Origin of the sequence: Chitinophaga rhizophila (assembly GCF_019492185.1) — a bacterium.
Lineage (GTDB): Bacteria > Bacteroidota > Bacteroidia > Chitinophagales > Chitinophagaceae > Chitinophaga > Chitinophaga rhizophila.
This window is the reverse complement of the sequence record NZ_JAICCF010000002.1, coordinates 881,254-896,416: the sequence shown is the minus strand read 5'-3', so window position 1 is coordinate 896,416 and position 15,163 is coordinate 881,254. Positions and strand designations below refer to the sequence as shown.

Here is a 15,163-nt window from a genome sequence, read left to right as displayed (position 1 = left end):
TTTATCTATAACTGACAAGCTTTCAGTGGTAACAATAAGGCATTATCTTTATTGATTACGGCTGAAAGCTTGTTGCTTTTACTTACCTTTGCTGCCTAAATTTTAATTGAATTTCATGGACAGAAACTCAGTCATTGGCTTTGTATTGCTGGGGGTGTTGTTCGTTGGTTACATTTTCTTTAACCAGAAACAACAGACTGCTGCTAAAATAGAGAAAGATCGTCAGGATTCTATCGCTAATGTCAATAAGCCTAAACCTGTTGATACTGCTGCCTACACCACAAACGGAGCAGCTGACTCAAGCAAACTGGCAAGCGCCTATGGCACTTTCGCCGGTGCTGCCAATGGTACACTTCAGACAGCCGTTCTTGAGAACGAAGTACTGAAAATCACCTTCTCTAACCAGGGTGGTCAGCCATCCTTGGTACAACTGAAAAAATTCAAGGATTTTGAAGGAAAACCACTGATGCTGGTAAACAGCTCTTTCAACCGTATTTCCCTTAAAGTTCCTGCTAATAACAATACCTTATTAAATACTGCAGACCTGTACTTCACCGGTGGTAAAGTACAACAACTGCAAGACGGTAGCCAGGCTATCAGCTATCGCCTTACTACCTCCAATCCTGAACAATACCTGGAGTATGTATATACCCTCAAACAGGATGGTTACGCCGTAGACTTTGATATTCACGCTATTGGCCTGGAAAACGTAGTGCCTGCCGGTCAGAAAACCCTGTCCTTACAGTGGGATTCCGAAAACGACAAGCAGGAAAAAGATATGCAGAACGAACGCCAGAACAATCAGGTACATTACCGCGATGCTGATGGCAAGCATGACTACTTCACCCTCGAACGTACCAGCAACCAGAAATGGAACAACCAGTTACAATGGGTGAGCGTAAAACAGCAGTTCTTCAATACCACCTTCATCGCCAGAAATGACGCACGCTTCGCAGCTGCTGAAATCAATACCAAGGTGCCTGAGAGTGCAAATATTGTCGGACAAACCTTCGCTACGCTGGAGATTCCATACAATCGTGCCCACGATTTTAACTTCCCGATTGAAATCTATTACGGCCCTAACCACTATAAGACTTTAAAGTCATTTGATATCGGACTGGAAAGCATCATCCCACTGGGTTCCGGTATCTTCGCTTTCGTTAAATATGTGAACAAATGGATCATTATCCCTGTGTTCAACTTCCTGAGCGAATTTATCACCAATTACGGTCTTATTATCATCCTGCTGACTTTATTCATCCGTCTGCTGATCGTTCCTTTCACTTACCAGAGCTACGTATCTCAGGCTAAAATGAAAGTACTGAAACCAGAAATTGACGCATTAAGAGCTAAACACGGAGATGACCAGCAGGCTTTCGGTATGGAACAGATGAAACTATTCAAAAGCGCAGGCGTAAACCCGCTCGGTGGTTGTTTACCAGCCCTGATGCAGTTACCTATCCTGGTAGCCATGTATAGCTTCTTCCCATCCTCCATTGAGCTGCGCCAGGAAAGCTTCCTCTGGGCAACAGACCTTTCTGCCTATGACTCCATCCTGGACCTGCCATTTACCATTCCATTCTACGGTAACCACGTCAGCCTGTTTACCCTGCTGATGACTATCACCAGCTTGATCCTGGCATTCAATAACCGTGGTATGGCAGATCAGAGCAATCCGGTAATGAAATATATGCCATATGTGTTCCCGATCATGCTGTTAGGTATCTTTAACCGTCTGGCTTCCGCACTGACGTTCTATTACTTCCTGTCAAACGTGATCAGTATCGTTTTACAATGGGCTATCCAGAAGTTCCTGGTTAACCACGACAAGATCCACGCACAGATCCAGGAGAACAAAAAGAAGCCTGCTTCCAAATCCAAATGGCAGGAGAAGCTGGAGGAAATGCAGAAAAAACAACAAGACATGCAAAAACGTCAACAGGAAATACAACAGCGTAAAAAGCAATAGTATCTGACCTATTTGACATAGTATATTAACAGAAGGCTTCCCACGTAGGAAGCCTTCTGTATTTTCAGGAAAATCATGCATAATCATACCTAATGAAGTACTTATTGTTTCTCATTACAGCTACAACTGTCTGCACCGGTGCCTATGCACAGGACTACCAACCATCCGCCAGCCGTATCCAGAAAACGGTTACTTATCTGGCATCAGAGAAATTAAAAGGCCGTGGTACTGCCGAAAAAGGCGGTATCAAAGCCAGCAGCTATGTTGCTAAACAATTCAAATCACTCGGACTGAAACCAGGTAATGGCGACAGTTACTTCCAGGCATTTTCTTTTGACAGGAAAGAACATAAAAACATCCCCAGCCGCAATGTTATCGGCTACCTGGATAATGGTGCTGCTAAAACCATCGTAATAGGCGCACACTACGATCACCTGGGTACTGCCGCGCTCTTTGATGGGAAATACCCTGTCGGCCAGATTCATAACGGTGCAGATGATAACGCCTCCGGTGTAGCCGGATTGCTGGAACTGGCCAGGTACTTTACAGAGAATGGTCAGAAAGAACCTTTCAACTTCCTCTTTATTTCTTTTGGTGGTGAGGAACTGGGCTTACAGGGTTCAAAGTACTTTACTGCTAATCCGACTATCCCGCTTACCAGCATGCACTTCATGCTGAATATGGATATGATAGGCAGATACAATGAGGAAAGAGGACTCGGCATCGGTGGATATGGTACTGCACAGGAATGGCCTGCCATATTTAAAGATGCACAGGAACCAGGCATCAAGTACTTCACAGATGGTTCCGGCAAAGGCGCTTCCGACCATCATAACTTCTATATGCACGATGTACCGGTTATATTTCTGCACACCGGACCACACGATGACTATCATAAGCCAACCGACGATGTGGAGAAGCTGAAAGCGAAAGAAGAAGCGCTGGTATTAAAGCTCGGTATTCAGCTGATTACCAATGCTATGAAGTATACAGACATACACTACGTGGAGAACGAAAAGAAGGTAGAAGATAAGAAGTAATTGTTTAGTTGTATATAAAAGTAAAAGGGCGTCCTGTACACAGGACGCCCTTTTTAATATCTATAATACTTATGGTTGCGGTTTCTGCGGATAAGTAGCTTTAGGCATGGTAGAAGGAATAGGCTTCTCCTTATTAGCTTCTGCCTGTTTCTCCCGCTCTCTTTCCCTTGCTTCCTTGTCAGCTTTTGGCTCGCTTTCATAAACATCTATATACTCGCTGGCTTCTCCATTACCCTGGTCAGCTGCTTCCGCTCCAGGATTTACATTCTCGTCAAATCGCTGATAGAACTCACTATTAACAGACTGTGGAATAGCGAAAGTAGCCTTGTCATCTATCTTTAGCGTTTTGTCAGCGTATACCTTCTGGAAGAAGTACGCCCAGATCGGCAGGCCGGTATTAGCACCCTGACCGGTTGCGGTAGAATTGAAGTGCAGGAAGTTGTTTTCACAACCTACCCAGGCACCTGCCAGTAACTGCGGCGTGAAGCCCAGGAACCAGCCATCTGTGTTATCATTCGTAGTACCTGTTTTACCTGCTACCTCACTCTGGATGCCATAACGGGAACGGAGACGGGCAGAAGTACCACCTGGTGCAGTTACTCCCTGCATCATTTTCACCATCGTATAAGACTCGTTTTCACTGATTACTTCACGTTTTTCAGGAGCGAATGTCTGCAGAATGTTTCCATTCCTGTCCTCTATACGGGTAATGTAAATTGGTTTTGTGATAATACCGCGTGCTGGGAACATGGTATATGCCTGCAGCATCTCATACAGAGAGATCTCTGGTGTACCCAGGGAAATGGATGGATAAGGAGGAATCTCTGCACTGAAGCCAATCTTGTTTTTAGCAAAATCAGCCACTGCCTGCGGACCTAATTGTTTGATCAGGTAAGCAGATACCAGGTTTAATGATTTGGCCAGTGCACCAGCCATGCTGATGTTACCGCCTACACTACCTTCAGAGTTGCGGCTCAGTGTCCAGTTATATTTAGGGAATGATACAGGCTCGTTCGGCAGCATGGTGCTAGGAGACATACCATTCATAATGGCGAAGGTATACAGGAATGGTTTGAATGTAGAACCTACCTGTCTACGCGTCTTGGCAACGTGGTCATTTTTAAAATAACGGAAGTCTGGTCCGCCCACCCAGGCTTTGATCTCGCCACTCTCCGGGTCCATAGCCATAAAGCCTGCCTGCAGGATCGCTCGCATGTACTTGATAGAATCTATCGGCGTCATGACAGTATCCAGTTCGTTCATATCAGGTTCGGTATAGCTCTTCCAGGCAAATACTTTCATCCTGGTAGGCGTATTGAATGCTTTTTTGATCTCGTCATCTGATGCGTTAGCCTCTTTCATGTTTCTGTAACGCTCAGATTCTTTCATATAACGGTCAACATAACTCTGCCAGTTTTTCCATACGCTACCTGACTTGATATTAGACTGTGTAGCAAATATCTTTTGCAGGTCTTTCAGGTGGTGGTCAACAGCTTCTTCTGCATACAACTGCATACGCGGGTTGATCGTTGTATAGATCTTCAGACCGTCGCGGTAGAGGTTATACTCAGTACCGTCAGCTTTTTTATGTTCTTTACACCACACCTTCAGTTCATCACGCAGTACTTCTCTGAAGTAAGGTGCCAGGCCTTTATTATGATCTATCTTATTGTAGCGTAATACAATAGGTTTACTTTTCGCTGCTGTTTCTTCAGGTTTGGTGATAAAGCCATTTTTCTCCATCAGTTCAATCACCGTATTCCGGCGGTTCAATGCACCTACCGGGTTACGGCGGGGATTGTAGATAGAGGTCCCTTTCAGCATAGCTACCAGTGTAGCAGCTTCCTCAATAGACAGGTGACCTGCATCTTTACTGAAGAAGGTGCGTGCACCATTTTCAATACCATATACGTTGTCACCAAAAGGAACAGTATTTAAATAAAGGGTGATAATCTCTTCTTTGGTAAAGTTGCGTTCCAGCCTTACCGCAATCAGCCATTCCTGCATTTTCTGGAAGGCCCTTACCAGCTTGTTACTGGCACGGGTAGTTCCTGTATTATCTGCTTGCAGGTTCAGTGCCAGCTGCTGGGTAATTGTACTCGAACCCCTCTTCTTACCTATAGCCAGGTAAAAAGGAATGGCGATAGTCGCATAAGGGTCGATACCAGAATGCTCGTAGAAGCGCACGTCTTCTGTAGCAATCAGGGCGTTAATGACGTTTTTGGAAATTTCGTTGTAGTCAGAACTGGACCTGTCTACCTGATAATATTTACCGAGGATGGTTCCATCTTCGGCGATTACCTCAGCGGCAAGAGCAGCCCTTGGGTTTTCCAGGGTCTCCATGGATGGCATGTTGCCGATAATGCGGAAATTGACCAGTAAGATCAGTAAAAGGAATATCCCAGTTACTGACAAAACTGTGATCCACAATATTTTAACGGATTTTTTCATACTTGCTTTAAATATTTGATTTGCCCGGCCAGCATTGCACAGGGATGGCATCTAACCCTGTTATAGCAATTTACGGGCCTTAATACGCAATAGCTTGTAATAGCGGGCAAAACTATTAAAAAATTCGGGTTGATACCCCCCAATAATTGTTAAAAGGTTGATTTAATACACTGAATGAATTAGGTTGTTTTCTATCTTATTGTCCCTTATTGTGTAACGTAGTTGTCGTTAAAGAATTTCCGGTAGCCCTCCACATCCTTCGTACTGTTCATCTGGATAAAGTTATCCCTGGAAATGATAAACATGGTATAATCGGACGGACGAATGCGCGGTGCAATCTTTTCCGCGTCATACCTGACTTCATCATAGTAGTCCAGTGCCTTATCCTCATTAGGGAACAGCCTGAAAATCAGCATCACATCCTGCTGAGTAAGCACAAAGTTGGCCACCTGGATGTTCTCTGATCCATGCTTTTCTGCATTGTACCGCGTGAACTGTGTCAGGGCTTCTTCAATAGCCGCTTTATTGGTACGCAGGAAGTACATTACTACGAAATGTGGATTATCGGCTTTCAGCTTATATATGGTCACAGGTTTGATCGGAGCTGGTAATGGCGCTACTTTCAATCCGGCGTTGGCAGTCGCCACTTTAACCGAATCAGCTTTAGCTGTCTGTATCTTCTCCGACTCAAATTTAGGCTCGGGTTTCTGCCATGGATAGCGGATGGAGATATTCTCGTCTACCGCTGTATTATTGTCATTCTTCTTTTCAATCTCCAGTCTGGACAAGTATACTACCAGTGCGGCCCTGTTATCCAGCGCTTCCAGCAAAGATTTGGCTTTCTCCTGTACCGCATCTTCCTGTTTATATTTGTTGATGACGTTCACCACTGCCTGACGGCCATATTCGCAGGTATCCATCCGCATGATGATCATCGCTTCCAACAGGTCAAATTTAGGCTGCATGAAGTTCAGCCCATAGGCGGAATCTGCTGCTTTCTTCATATCGTAGGCTGCTGCATAGTTTCCTCGTTGGAAATTCACGTATACTGAGTCATATGATGTGGATATCTCCTTCTTTTTCCCTTCGTTAATGTCCTGCAGCGCGCCATATTTGATAATATTTGCAAATTTTGAATCGCCATACTGCATCACTACGTTCTGTTTATACTTCGCCGCAAGTGCTGTATGTCCCAGTTTAGTATGCCATATGTATAAGGAATACACTACTTCCGTCTTATGTGGATGCTGGGGATATCTGTTCAGCAGCGTATCATAAGTTTCGATAGCCAGTTCTGTGTTATCCAGCTGGTCATTATATAGTTTACCAAGATCATAATAGGCGTCTTCTACAATCACATTGGATTTCAGGAGATCATCCGGTGTTAGTGGCAAGCCTGCTGCCAGTGAGCGGGCGCTGGCACTATCTCCCGAAACTTTATTTGCTTCGCCGCCGATCGGATTACCGTTTTCGTCTTCAGGCTGCAGTGCCTGATTAGCTGAAATGGCTGCTCCCTGGGTCCTACGCCAGTTATCGGCTAACGGCCTGTTCCCCCAGCGTTTCTTAAATTCTGAGTAACCAGTAGCCTTGCTGGCGCTATTGTAAAAATACCATTCGCCCTGGTCATCCTTGTTAGGGGTGGCCGGACTGTTATTATTGATCATATTGTTAGCCAGCGGGTTGTTGGCCAGCTGGGGATCAATACCTCTTTCTGCGTCTTCTCTTTCTTTTTTAGCTTTCTCTTCTGCTTCTCTGCGCATCTGACCTGCCATTTTCTCAAGGAATATCATCCTGTCAGATTCCGGCATAGCGGCAATACGCTGGAGACTATCTTCCCGCTGGATCGCTTCTACACGGATGGCTACATCATTCAATACGCGCTTACGTTTGTTAACTATCGCTGAATCAGTAAACTCAGGCGGCATTACCGTAGCGGTGCTATCATAAAAGTTTCTGGCCAGGCGATAACGGCGCTGTCCATAATAAATATCTGCAATACCCTTGAAAGACAGTGCTTTCTGCATAGTATTGCTGCTCTCTACCTTGAGGGACTGGCGCAGGTATTCCAGGGCCAGGTCAGCATCTTTGGGCAGTACCAGGTTAGCCATGGTGTAATAGATCGCATCGCGGAACTCCATGTATTTTTCCTTCCGCACCATACGTTTGAGTCGGGCCAGGCTTTCGTCCAGTGAACCACCCTCCCGGGTAGCATCCAGTTTCGCTATCTGCATACGTGCCTGGAAATCCATGATCGGATCAGGCTTTTGCTTGATCACCTTATGAAACATCATTACGGCAGAGTCAGGACGGCTGTAATTCGTATATAACTGGCCCAGGATATAGTACATGCGGGCGCGTTCATCCCGGTTACGCCTGCTTTTTACAGCTGTCTGCAACGGGTTGATCACTTCAGCAAAACGCTCCTGTTTATACAGGGCATAAGCCCTGATTTCTGCCATGTCGCCTGCCAGCCTTTTCGGGAAGTAAGGATCCTGTTCCAGGATGTTCATCATGGAACGGGCCTCGTCAAATTCTTTCATTTCAAGCAGGGTCTTGGCTCTCCACACAAATGCATCGTTACGGGCATAGGTATGCTTGAAATATCCGAACGGTGGCTTACGCTTTTCACGGGAGGCAATAGATAGCTGATCTTTAGCGGTAGAGCCCACTACAGCTTTATAGTCTGATTTTTTCTTCGGAGCATAGGTGGTATTGATAAACAGGAAGGTCCGGTTAGCTTTATCCCATTCACCCTGGTAGAAGTATGCTTGTCCGATAACCAGGTAACTGTCATCGATCCATTTACTGCGTGGATCATGTATCTGAATATTGATAGACGCTTTTTCGATCACCGTGTCAAGGTCACCTGCGCTGAGGCCGAGATTTTGTAAACTGTAAGGATAGAAGGGAAGGAGGTAGTTATAGTTATCCTGACCCTGGCGGCTCACGTTATGGGTAATGAGACGCAATTTCTTGCGGGCATTAAACAAATAGTTATATCTGGCCAGCATGTTCTGCACCAGCTTCCGTTTGATAGTCCATCGGCGTTCGGCCAGCAGTTCAGCGGGCGGACGCCTGTTTTCTGGTTTAGGCTGCGCCACTTTGGGAACAAGCGGCTTCTGCATGGTCCTTTGAGGGGGCCTGCTGTTATTATTTCTGGACTGGTTCCTCGTAACCGTGGTATCCCGTCGCTGGGCGCTTAAGCTGTTGATTCCGATACAGCACAACAACAGACTTGCTAAACAGGTATATGATAGAAATTTGAGAACTGATCTGTGATAATTCATGGATGCCAGGGTGTATAGGCCTACCTATATAACTTATATGTCAGGAAATTATTTTTTAAAGATAGCATAATTTTTTTGAGGCTATCAAAGTGTCCTGGTGGATTAAAAATGAGTCCTATCCAATTTTTTAAATACGAAATAATATAAATGTTTAACTTTAGCCGGTTGATAATCAGAAAAATTATTCAAGTTTCATAGCGAGTATGGCTAATAAGCGTGATAAAAAGGGCAGAAATGTGGGGCGGATCGGTAACAGGTACCGCCTGGTAATTATGAATGACGATACTTATGAAGAGGTAACATCATTCAAATTATCAAGGATGAGCGTGTACATTGCTTTGAGTACTTTGTTTGTGTTGCTGGTAACCATCACTGTCGCAACTGTAGTATTCACGCCATTGCGTTATTATATTCCGGGATATGGCGACCTGAAGCAGCGTAGAGAATTTATCCGGCTGAAGATGCGTACCGATTCACTGGAATCAGCTATTAATGCCCGTGATAAATACCTGGATAATATCAAGCAGGTTATCAGCGGAGACTTCTCTGCAACCAAACTCGACACAACTACCATTAAAGTTCCAAAAGTAGACAATAGTACATACTAACTAATTAAGGTCAGGGGCACAAAATATCGCGCGACAAAATATATGTCAAGGTAAGATACGCAAAGGGGGCCAGACGTCGTTATTGGGAGAATGTGAATAACTTCTTAAATGAAGTGATTGTCAATAGGGAATAATATGTTAATAAATAATACTATCTTACATCACACTAAAAGCTGAAAAACCTAGTATCCTATGTTTAGCAACAACAATCGTAATGCCAGAAGCGAAAGCAAATCGATAATGCCGTCTTCAAACGTTAACATTATTGGCAGTGGAACTTCCATTCAGGGAGATATTGTATGCGAAGGTGATATTCGCATTGACGGTCAGGTGAATGGCCTGGTATCAACAAAAGCTAAAATTGTGGTAGGTCCTGAAGGGGAGATTATCGGTGATCTGGTATGTCAGAGTGCTGACATCCTGGGTAAAGTAACTGGTATTGTTAAAGTGGAAGATCTGCTGTTCCTGAAAGGGAATGCACTTGTAAAAGGTGATCTGTACACTGCACACTTTGAGATGGAGCCAACTGCAAAATTCAATGGTCGTTGCTTCATGGAACCCGAAGAGGTAGCTGCTGCAAACGCAAATCACAAAGATAAACATGCAAAACCAGTCGTTCCAGCCAAAGAAAAAGTCGAAGAAAAAGCCTGATAACAGGTTGATTTTCCGCTATACAGGCTTGGCATTTCAGATGATGGCCACATTAGGCATAGCTGTATTCGCAGGTTATAAAATTGACCAGCGGACAGGATGGTCGTTCCCTTTCTTTCTGATCATTTTGTCTTTAATAGCTTTAGCTGTAATTTTGCGGCAAATTATCAAAGATACCAGCAGGAATGAGTGACAGGTTTTACTTTAGAGTTATTGGCCTTTTCATATTATTGAATGGCGCATTATTATTATTAAAAGCCTGGTTGTTAGGTAATGGAGCACACATGACGGCGCTTCTAATCGGCAACCTGGCTTTAGCTTCCATCTCCGCTATCACCTATAACATGAGCCGCAAGGGAATACAGTCTGAAAATAACAGCGTTTTCCTTCTCCGTGTATACGGTTCCATGATCAGCAGAATGATGTTTTGCCTGGCCGGCATTACCATATATGCCGTAGCGAACAGGCCGCATACAAGCAAAATTACTATCTTCATACTGATGTTCTTCTACGCCGTTTACTCGGTAGTGGAAAACGTTAGTCTGCAAAAAATTACAAGAAGAAAAAACTAAGACATCCGTGAAGCAGGAGGCTCCTTTACATGCATTAGCTGCATATCTGCCAGAGGGAACTTTCGAGCAGGTCATGGCCTACCTTAACCAGTACAAGGTCCATCTGACCGTAACACGTGAACGGCATAGCATCCTGGGTGACTACAGGCATCCCGACCGCAAGGGAGGGCATCGCATCAGTATCAACGGGAACCTGAATCGTTATGCCTTTTTAGTAACGCTACTTCACGAAATTTCTCACCTTACCACCTATATGCAATACGCTAACACCGTTGCATCACACGGGAAGGAATGGAAGCAGCATTTCTCAAACATCCTGAAAGAGTTTGTCGGTAAAGGGTATCTGCCCGCCGATGTTGAAGGCGCACTCCGCCAAAGTATCCGCAATCCTGCAGCCAGTTCCTGTGCAGACGATGAACTGATGCGTGTTCTTAAAAGGTATGACCGCAAAAAGGATAATCATTTCCTGGTAGAACAGTTACCCCTTCATCAGTTATTCCGTACCAAAGATGGCCGCGTTTTCCGTAAAGGAGAACGTATCCGTAAGCGCTACCGCTGCGAAGAAGTAGCCACTAAACGCATGTACCTATTCAGTCCCGTATACGAAGTCGAAGTAGTGGCTGCCTAAAAAAAGGACCTGCATCCCAAAAGCTGCAAGTCCCTTTTATGTCATAAAATCACTGTATTAAGCATTTACTCCCGCTGTTTGCCCAATCATCATACGCTTATTGTACTCCCTTTCCCTTTTCTCTATCTGTTCCTTCCGGAAAATGATATACGCATGTTCATGTGCTTCGAGCAGGTCGTCATAAGGGCCGCGCGGAGAAATCAGTTTTACAAAAACAGGCGCTGTCTCAATAGTCACAAACAACAACATAATGAACCAGTTAGCCCAGCGCACATGTTCACTACGTTCTGTCAGGTGACCTAACGCATCCAGCCGGGACGCCAGTCCGTCTATACGACTGCGGTCCAGCGAACCGACAGTTGCCTTCCTGGTAGAGTCGATGGCTGCCAGCTGCTGGCGCTTCTGGGCAATCAGGGCACCATTCTGCACAGTAATCCTTTGCAATAAAGCTCCCGCACTGTCTGCATCTGCCTTTTTTGCTTTGTAAATGGGGCCGAGGTTTTGCCTGCGGGAGCCGCCTGTACCATCTGCTTCTTGCTGCGCTATGATCTTCAGGGTGTCATGTTTGGCCGCCTGCTGACGGATACCCTCATTCAATAAGCCAATTTCAGTATTCAGTGTAACAACCTGCTGCTGAAAACGGTCCTGTACCCGGTCTTCCTGGGTTTTGAATACCTGCTGCTCCATGACGATCAGTTCCTGGTTGATTTCTTTCTCAAATACCTTCAATTCCAATGGTTTGGATATCACCACGGCAATGAATACGGCGAGAATCAGCCGGGGTAAGGCCATACCAAATTCCTGCATTGCCTTATTACGTTTCTTCATGCCTGATACAATATATCTGTCCAGGTTGAAGATCATCAGCCCCCATACAATACCAAAGGCGATGGCACCCCAGGGAGAACTGAATACGGTCCATAAAGCATATCCGCCGGAGAAAGCTGCCAGCAAACCGGTAAAAAAGATTGTTGCGCCAATGCCGCCATACTTATTTGTTTCTGATGGGGCCCTTTTCAGCATAGGCACGTGCACTCCTGAACAAAACAGGAAAAAGTCGCGGAAGCGCTTCATGTTAATTAATTGTACGATTTGGTATATATAATAAAATCTCACCCTGCGGATGGCAGGTATATAGTGAAGGATGGATAATGAAGGTACGATTTTTTGACCGCTTCCACATGGGAATGTGATCAAAACCGGTGAATATGTGATGGAAAATGGCAGGTTGAAAAATCGACATGTGTAGTTGACTACATATCTATATTATCCTGTTAGTGACGAAGCAGGTTTGTTGCCGGGCGGAGCTATAGAGGAATAGGAGAGTAAGTTAAGTCTACCAGCAGGATTATCTGGAAGTAGAAAGGACGAGCATGCCAGGTAAGCCAGGAGGAATAAGGGCAAAATAGTAGTTGCAGAAGGATGTAGATAGGATGCACTTCCTGTATGAGTAAAGTGGAATCAAAGTAAACCCAGCCTTGGAGAAGGAGATGGATAGTAGATACTTGTTGTACAGGTAGGGGGAAGCCAGGGAATGATAATAACACAAACGGGATATCAATAAGGTATACCAAGGGTAGTACTAGCGTAGTACTAGCGACCTCCAAGATGATATAAAAACAAAACCCCGGACATTATCCGGGGTTTCATTTTCTATTTTTAGTCAATCACTACAATATAATATTAAGCAGTCACTGCTTTGTTAACCAGCGCAGCAGCTTCGCTCAACAGGATAGCTGACTGTACGGTCAGACCGCTTTCTTCGATCAGCTTCTTTGCTTCTTCAGCATTTGTACCCTGCAGACGAACGATGATAGGTACAGTGATGTTACCGATTGATTTATAAGCATCGATTACACCCTGTGCAACACGGTCGCAACGTACGATACCACCGAAGATGTTGATCAGGATAGCCTTCACTTTTGGATCTTTCAGGATGATGCGGAAACCAGCTTCTACAGTCTGTGCGTTTGCAGTACCTCCTACGTCCAGGAAGTTAGCCGGCTCACCGCCACTCAGCTTGATCATATCCATAGTAGCCATTGCCAGACCAGCACCGTTAACCATACAACCTACGTTACCGTCCAGTTTCACATAGTTCAGGTTGAATTTACCTGCTTCTACTTCTGTTGGATCTTCTTCAGAGATATCACGCAGTGCTTCCAGATCAGCATGACGCATCAGTGCGTTATCGTCCAGGTTCAGTTTACAGTCAACTGCAATGATCTTCTCATCGCTGGTTTTGAACAGTGGGTTGATTTCCAGCATGCTTGCATCCAGACCTACGTACGCGTTGTACAGGTTGGTCACGAATTTCACCATGTTCTTGAAAGCCTCACCGCTCAGACCGAAGTTGAAAGCAATCTTTCTGGCCTGGAATGCCTGGAGGGTAGTATTTGGCTGTACCCACTCTTTGAAGATTTTCTCAGGAGTGTTATGCGCTACTTCTTCGATATCCATACCACCTTCTGTAGAGTACATGATCACGTTCTGACCTTTTGCACGATCCAGGAGGATAGAAAGATAAAATTCTTTTATTGGGTTAGGGCCAGGGTAGTACACATCCTGTGCTACCAGCACCTTGTTAACTAATTTACCTGCTTCTCCGGTCTGGATGGTTACCAGTACACCGCCCAGGATATTTCCGGCAATGGTTTTCACATCTTCGGCATTCTTACCTACAGCCACGCCTCTCTGTTCTTTACCACGGATGGTACCTTTACCACGTCCACCGGCATGTATCTGCGCCTTTACGACAGCAAACTCATTACCATGTTGTACTTTAAGTTGCTTATAAGCTTCTGCCGCCGCTTCAGGGGTATCTACCGGAATCCCTTCCTGTACCGGTACGTTATATTTCTTCAACAGTTCTTTAGCCTGGTATTCATGTAAGTTCATCTGATAAAAATTTGCCGCTAAAATAGGTCATTATGATTTAAATATAAAACCGTAGTGTTTTGTGAATTAAAAATAACTTTGCGCAACCTGTTTTAAAGACATTAATATAATGAGTGATCTCTTACAACAAATAGCTGCTGCGGCGGAATACATCCGTAATTCATGGTCTGGCACCCCGGAAGTGGGTATTATTTTAGGTAGTGGATTGGGCAACCTGGCCAGTGATATTACTGACAGCACCGAGATTCCCTATGAGCAGATCCCGCACTTCCCCTCTTCTTCCGTAGAAGGGCATAAAGGCCGTCTCATATTGGGTAAACTGAACGGTCGCCCTGTAGTGGCAATGGCCGGCAGGTTCCATTATTATGAAGGACTGACCATGCAGCAGGTAACCTTCCCAGTAAGAGTGATGAAAGCATTGGGAGTACATACCTTACTGGTTTCCAATGCAGCCGGTGGAATGAACAAGGCTTTTAATGTCGGAGATCTGATGATCATCAACGATCATATTAATCTGCAACCCGAACATCCGCTGCGCGGCCCTAATATCAATACGCTGGGTCCCCGTTTCCCGGATATGAGTGAACCATACTCTAAAGCATTGATTGAGAAAGCTAAAGAAATTGCTGCTGCGAATAGTATTCCGGTACATACCGGCGTTTATGTAGGTGTACAGGGGCCAACGTTTGAGACAAGGGCTGAGTACAAGTACATGCACATCATCGGCGGCGACGCCGTAGGCATGAGTACTGTTCCTGAAGTGATTGTGGCTATCCATAGCGGTCTGAAAGTGTTTGCCATGAGTGTGATTACTGATATCGGCATCCGCGAAGAGGAGAATGTCATTACTCATGAAGAAGTACTCGAAGCGGCAAACGCAGCGGAACCAAAATTAACGCTTATTTTCAGGGAGCTGGTGAAGGTTATATAACCAGCTTGTATTAGCTTGCAGCCCTGCCCGTAGGATTTTATTCTAGGGGAATGGCTGAGAATGTCCGTCTGAATTATGGGTTTTCAGCACCGGTATGTCCGGTCATATCATAGAATTTTTATCAATAC

General features: G+C 45.0%; 12 protein-coding genes. 8 read left to right on the top strand and 4 right to left on the bottom strand.

Annotated features, from left to right (window positions below; translation table 11 throughout):
- Positions 1-115 precede the first annotated feature (115 nt).
- Complete coding sequence (gene yidC, locus K1Y79_RS12615) at positions 116-1,969, top strand: membrane protein insertase YidC (RefSeq protein ID WP_220250390.1); 1,854 nt, start codon at positions 116-118, stop codon at positions 1,967-1,969.
- Positions 1,970-2,061: 92 nt separating this feature from the next.
- Positions 2,062-3,009, top strand: a complete 948-nt coding sequence (locus K1Y79_RS12610) for a M20/M25/M40 family metallo-hydrolase (RefSeq protein ID WP_220250389.1) — start codon at positions 2,062-2,064, stop codon at positions 3,007-3,009.
- Between the two features lie 69 nt (positions 3,010-3,078).
- Here K1Y79_RS12610 and K1Y79_RS12605 read toward each other — a convergent pair whose 3' ends face one another.
- Positions 3,079-5,460: a transglycosylase domain-containing protein gene (locus K1Y79_RS12605; protein WP_220250388.1), complete on the bottom strand. Its 2,382-nt coding sequence runs from the start codon at positions 5,458-5,460 to the stop codon at positions 3,079-3,081.
- Positions 5,461-5,666: 206 nt separating this feature from the next.
- On the bottom strand, positions 5,667-8,585 hold the full coding sequence (porW, locus tag K1Y79_RS12600) for a type IX secretion system periplasmic lipoprotein PorW/SprE (RefSeq protein WP_220250387.1): 2,919 nt from the start codon (positions 8,583-8,585) through the stop codon (positions 5,667-5,669).
- Positions 8,586-8,950: 365 nt separating this feature from the next.
- Here porW and K1Y79_RS12595 point away from each other — a divergent pair, with 365 nt between their 5' ends.
- The 5 genes from K1Y79_RS12595 (at position 8,951) to K1Y79_RS12575 (ending at position 11,206) form a co-directional block, all read left to right on the top strand.
- Positions 8,951-9,355, top strand: coding sequence for a hypothetical protein (locus tag K1Y79_RS12595; protein WP_220250386.1), 405 nt, complete (start codon positions 8,951-8,953; stop codon positions 9,353-9,355).
- A gap of 192 nt (positions 9,356-9,547) precedes the next feature.
- Positions 9,548-10,006, top strand: coding sequence for a bactofilin family protein (locus tag K1Y79_RS12590; RefSeq protein WP_220250385.1), 459 nt, complete (start codon positions 9,548-9,550; stop codon positions 10,004-10,006).
- A complete protein-coding gene (locus K1Y79_RS29535) occupies positions 9,957-10,199 on the top strand; it encodes an AtpZ/AtpI family protein (protein WP_220250384.1) in 243 nt (80 codons plus the stop codon). Before K1Y79_RS12590 ends, K1Y79_RS29535 begins: the two co-directional genes overlap by 50 nt.
- 91 nt (positions 10,200-10,290) lie before the next feature.
- Positions 10,291-10,578, top strand: a complete 288-nt coding sequence (locus tag K1Y79_RS12580; protein ID WP_220250383.1) for a hypothetical protein — start codon at positions 10,291-10,293, stop codon at positions 10,576-10,578.
- A 7-nt stretch (positions 10,579-10,585) separates the two neighbouring features.
- Complete coding sequence (locus K1Y79_RS12575) at positions 10,586-11,206, top strand: SprT-like domain-containing protein (RefSeq protein ID WP_220250382.1); 621 nt, start codon at positions 10,586-10,588, stop codon at positions 11,204-11,206.
- Positions 11,207-11,263: 57 nt separating this feature from the next.
- Here K1Y79_RS12575 and K1Y79_RS12570 read toward each other — a convergent pair whose 3' ends face one another.
- Together K1Y79_RS12570 and sucC are read right to left on the bottom strand one after the other, a co-directional pair.
- Positions 11,264-12,280 carry a DUF4407 domain-containing protein gene (locus K1Y79_RS12570; RefSeq protein ID WP_220250381.1) on the bottom strand — a complete coding sequence of 339 codons (1,017 nt, stop codon included), beginning with the start codon at positions 12,278-12,280 and terminating at the stop codon, positions 11,264-11,266.
- A 609-nt stretch (positions 12,281-12,889) separates the two neighbouring features.
- Positions 12,890-14,104 (bottom strand): ADP-forming succinate--CoA ligase subunit beta, encoded by a 1,215-nt coding sequence (sucC, locus tag K1Y79_RS12565; protein WP_220250380.1) that lies wholly within the window; start codon positions 14,102-14,104, stop codon positions 12,890-12,892.
- A 109-nt stretch (positions 14,105-14,213) separates the two neighbouring features.
- Here sucC and K1Y79_RS12560 point away from each other — a divergent pair, with 109 nt between their 5' ends.
- Complete coding sequence (locus K1Y79_RS12560; protein WP_220250378.1) at positions 14,214-15,035, top strand: purine-nucleoside phosphorylase; 822 nt, start codon at positions 14,214-14,216, stop codon at positions 15,033-15,035.
- Positions 15,036-15,163 lie beyond the last annotated feature (128 nt).